We start from the raw sequence: 5,371 nt of genomic DNA on the forward strand, positions 1-5,371 counted from the left end.
TACTCGCGATGCTTTTCGGCAATGCGCGAGGTGATCATGATGATGGGCAGGTCTTTCAGGTGGGCGTCGCCACGGATGTTGCGCACCAGGTCAAAGCCGTCCATGCGGGGCATTTCGATGTCGGTCAGTACCACCGCCGGTTTTTCAACTTGCAGCACCTCCAGCGCCTGCAAGCCGTCTGAGGCCAATGAGACCCGAAACCCCTCGCGCTTGAGCAGCCGCTGGGTGACCCGGCGCACTGTAATGGAGTCGTCCACCACCAGCACCAATGGCAATTGGTTGGCCGCACCAGGGGTGTGGCGTGCGCTGTCTTGACCCGCTTGTTCGACAGCAGCAGGCTCGGCGGTGCGGGCGCTGAACGCGCGGGCTTGTTCGCCATAAGTAGCCGACAAAGCCACCGGGTTGTACATCAACACCACCGCGCCGGAGGCCAACACCGACATACCGGCCAGCCCAGGCAGACGCGAGAGCTGCGGCCCGAGGTTTTTGACCACCACCTCCTGGTTGCCCAGCACTTCGTCCACATGCCAGGCCACGCGCCGCCCAGCGCTGCGGAAGATGGCCACCGAGGCTGTTTTGGCCTCTGGTTCGGCACTGACTTGCGAGGTTTGCAACAACGCGCCGGCCCAGTAAAAGGCCAGCGCATCGCTGTTGTAGTTGAATTCACCGCTGGCATAAGCGGCCTTGAGTTCAGCTTGTGGCACGCGGCGCACCAGCTCGACCAAGCTGGCGGGCACACCCATGACCACGTCGCCCAGCCGCAACAGCACCACTTGGGTGACGGCAGTGGTGAGCGGCAGCATCAACTTGAATTCGGTGCCCTGGCCCGGCTGGGTGCTGAGCTCGATGCGACCACCCAGTGCGTTGACCTCGTTGCGCACCACGTCCATGCCAATGCCACGACCCGAGAGTTCGGTGGTTTCAGATGCGGTTGACAACCCCGAGCTGAAAATCAAATTAGCCACCTGCTCGTCGGTCAGGTGTGCGCCCTCAGTCACCAAGCCTTGCGCTTGCGCCTTGGCGTGGATACGTGCCAGATCCAAACCTGCACCGTCATCACGGAAGGTCACGGTGACATCGTTGCTTTGTTGCGTGAGGCTCACCACAATTTCGCCTTGCGCCGGCTTGCCCGCAGCCACGCGCGCAGCCGCAGATTCAATGCCATGCCCCACGGCATTGCGCAGCAAGTGCTCAAACGCAGGCGTCACGCGGTCAAGCACACCACGGTCAATTTCAAGCGAACCGCCCTCAAGGTCGAGCTTGACCGACTTGTTGGCATCTTTGGCAGCTTGTCGCACCACGCCATACAAGCGCTCAGAGATGCTGTCAAATTCGACCATGCGGGTGCGCAGCAGGTCGCGCTGCAGCTCGCGGGTTTGGCGCGCTTGAGCAATCAAATCGTCTTCAACGCCGGCCACGGTTTGTTGCAGATTGCGCTGCAAGGTGGCCACGTCGTGCACCGACTCGGCCATCATGCGGGTGAGTTCTTGCACCCGGGTAAAGCGGTCAAACTCAAGCGGATCAAACCCTTGGTCAGAATCTTTGGCCTGCGCCAGGCGCGACTGCATTTGCGACTCTGACTGCAGCTCCACGTCACGCAACTGGTGCCGCAGACGATCCAGATTGCTGGTGAGTTCGTCGAGTGAGCCACGCAGCTGTCCCAGCCTCGACTCCAGCCGTGAGCGGGTGATCATCACTTCGCCGGCCTGGTTCACCATGCGGTCAAGCAACTGCGAGCGAATGCGGATGGTTTGCCCACCTGCGCGACGCAGTGGCAACACTGGTGCCATGGAGGCCACACTGGATGCGGGCGCCAAGGCCACCGACACGCTGGACTCTGGCCGAGCGGCGGGCACAGCGGCAGTCAACGCCTCAGCCAAAGTGTCTTCAGCAATGTCAGCCAACACCGGGGTGCGCTCAGGCAACACCAAGGCTTGCTCAGGCATGGCGCGCAAAGCCTCAAACACAGTCGAGATGTTGTCCAACCGGCCCAACAAACTGTCAAGCGCCGCGGCGTCTGGCCGAGCGGGGTCAATGGCCTCCAGGGCGGACTCCATGCGGTGCGCCATTTCACCCAAACGCATGGCGCCAGCCAAGCGGGCGCTGCCTTTGAGCGTATGCAACACCCGCAACGCTTGCTGACGCGCGGTTGCCGCGCCCGGCTGTGCGCTCCACAGGCGCAAGGCGGCGCTGAGTTGCGGCAAGAGTTCAAGCGCCTCTTCTTCAAAAATGGGGAACAAGTCGACATCGAGCACGTCTTGGGCTTCAATGTCATCCTCTTCTGGCTGAATGGCTTGGGGGGAGCGCACTGGCTCGGTCTGTGACTCAGCAACCACGTCTGTCGCTTGAAATGACTCTGACATGGCTGGCAACAACGCTGCGGCATCCTCTGCATCATCAGCCAAAACCACTTCATCTACGGTCGCAGAGAGAGGTTCAGGTTCAGGTTCAGGTTCAGGTTCAGGTTCAGGTTCAGGCTCAGGCTCAGACAGTATCAACTCGGGCGCTGTGGGCGGAGCCGCTTCAGATGCGGTGTCCAAATCAAAGAACGCGTCGAACTCTTCGTCTGAGACTTCCGCGTCCTGCACCACATCAGCCTCAGGCACCAGCGGCGCGGAGGGGTAATTTGAAAAATCCGTATCAAGCAAGGCGTGCAGCCCAGTCAGCAAATCAGGGTTTGCATCTTTCAGGAAACCGGCTGCAAATTGGTGCAGCAAACGGCGCACATCTTCGGCCACATCGACAAACAACTGGGCATGCTCTGGCAAGCCCACACCAGCCATTTGCACATGTTCAAGGCCATGCTCAAGGGCGCGAGACAACTCAGACAAAGCGGTGAAGCCGACCGTGCCAGAACTGCCTGCCAGCGAGTGCGCCAGCGCAACCGCGTGGTCTGGCAACGGATGGTCAAGCTCTAACGACCACTCAGACAACTCCGTCAGCAAGCGGCGCGACCACTCGTCTGCCTCGTTCAAATAGACGTTGTAGAGCGCAATGCCAATGCGCAAATCGCCAATGACCCGAACCTGCTCCTCTGGCTCTGGCTCTGGCTCTGGCTCTGGCTCTGGCTCTGGCAATGATGATGTCTCAGGCGGGAACAAAAGGCTGTCCAGGTCAACTATTTTTTCATCGTCTGGCACCTCTTCGGTCGGGACATCAAGCGCCTCGGCTTCAAGGGCAGACACAGCCTGTGCCGCAGGAGCTGATGCAAGAACCTCTGCGGCAGGCACGTCAAAAGAAAAGTCCAACAGATCAGCCAACGCCTGTGCATCAGCATCAGCAGGCGCATCAACTTGAGCAAACGTCGTGCTGGCAAATTCGGGCGATGCCAATTCGGTGTTGTCAAAACCCAGCTCTGGCACATCCAGACTGAAGTCTAGCGATGCATCAGCGCCATCATCAGCCTCAGGCGTTGGGGTTGGTGTCGGCTCGTCATGCAACCGCTCAACGGGCAAAGCCTCAGCCTCAGCCTCAGCCTCTTGTACGACTGCTACCTCTTCAACGGTAGGCAACGCAAGATCCGCTTGCGTGCGCTGTGGCAACACCAAGTCAGTAGCCACATTCTCCAAACGCAGAGAGTCTGCCGCGGTTCTGAAGGGCTGCGCACGCCAGGCATCGGCCTGTCCGGCGGCAATGTCTTCAACCCAATGACCAAAGGCGGTCATGGCTTGGCCAGACAATTTGATCAACGACGGACTGGCTGGTTTTTGCTGGGGCAACCAGGCATTGAGCACTTGCTCCAGTGACCAGGCTGCCTCGCCAAACTCGGTCAACCCAACCATTCGGGAGCTGCCCTTAAGGGTGTGGAAGGCGCGGCGAAGTGCGGTTTGCTCTTCAAAATCAGCACCATTGGCTTGCAATGCAGCCAAGGTTTGCAGGCCGTTGACGACCACTTCACGCGCTTCGTCCAAGAAAATGCCCAACAGCTCGGCATCATCCTCGTCATCGTCGAGAGCCGGTGGAGGCACTTCGGAGACAGGTGCAACAGGGACAACAGTTGCAGGCGCAGCATCTGCCGTTGGCAACGACATCACCACTGTGGCCAACATCTCGTTCGGTTTGGCTTCGGCAGCGTCTACTGCATCAGGCATCGTATCTGCAGTGGGGGCAGTCAAAGGTGAGGGCAAAGAATCGAGTTCTGGGTCTTTTTGCCGCCCCATGAGTGAGCGGAATTCACCCAGATCTTCGTCATACACAAATAATTTTTTGGCCAGCTCACGCTGGTAGCTGAGCATGTCAATCAAAAAGCCCAAGGTACCCAGGCTGTTGCCCAGCTTCTCAAACGCGCCAGCAGCCACAGCCGCAGGGTCAACCTCATCCACCAAACATTGCGCCACGCTGTCGCGCAGGCGCAATGTGGCCAAGGCGGCTTGGTCTAGCCCCAACACCGAAAACACACCCCGCATTTGCGCCAGCTTGCCCGGCACTTCATGCAAGGGTGATTTGTCTTGGCAGTTGCGGAAAAAAGCATCAAGTCCGGTTTCGACTTCTCCCAAGCTGGCGCGCAATTCGTCAACCACACTGCCCATGATTTGCCGGTCACTGACACGCCGGTAAAGCTCTTCCATCCAGTTGTCCAGCGGCTCTGACTCACCACCTGCCAGCACCCGGTCGAGTCGTTGCGCCAGGCAACGGCTGCGCTCGCCCATTTGCGCGCTGGTGGGGTCCAGATCGTCATAAGCCGCTTCCAGATAAAGTACAGCGGTGGCCACTTCCATGGCCATGGAAGGCGCCGGGGCGGTGCCTGCCTTGGCCATGGCCTCAATGGTTCGCGTCAAAGCTTGCGCCAGCTCAAGGCTATCGGGGTGCAGTTTCATGATCGAGTCGCTGACCAAATTGAATTGATCGAGAGCAACTTTGATGCGAGTTACATCGCCCCCCGACAGCGACGACCAGGTTTCTGTGGCCGCCGCAATGCGCTTGCGCGCCTGCGCCAGCAAGGCGGGATCGAAACGGCCAAATTGAGGCTTGACGTAATCCGCAGCGACTGCATTGACCAAGCCATAGGCTTCACGCACCGCACGCAGTGCAGGCGCGTGCTGCCCGGCTGCCGGAACAGCCTGGGCGCAAAAAAACAGCAGGTCTTGCGCCAAACCCTCTGAGATATCAGGCTCACCGCACGCCAGGGTGCGGTATTGCAACAATATTCTGGAGGCCGCACGCTTGGTGTAGAGGTCTGCGCCACACAACCCAAGCGCGACAGATTCAAAGTAAGCACTGGATAGCGCCCAAAAGGTGCGTGCGTGCAAGCCGGATTGAGCCGCAGCGAAACCCCAGCAAATGTCTGCCATGGACAAGGCTCAGGCGTTATGTGCAGACTTCACGACATTGAGCACATAACCGTCGATGCGCGTACGCACCGCCGCATCGT

Annotated in this window: 1 protein-coding gene; it reads right to left on the minus strand. The window is 59.5% G+C overall.

Features of this window, described 5'->3' with window-relative positions; translation table 11 throughout:
• The coding region (locus PHT20_RS16205) for an Hpt domain-containing protein (RefSeq protein WP_301021341.1) at window positions 1-5,291 on the minus strand (5,291 nt) is incomplete at its 3' end.
• Window positions 5,292-5,371 lie beyond the last annotated feature (80 nt).

Source organism: Rhodoferax sp. (assembly GCF_028715765.1).
GTDB lineage: Bacteria > Pseudomonadota > Gammaproteobacteria > Burkholderiales > Burkholderiaceae_C > Rhodoferax.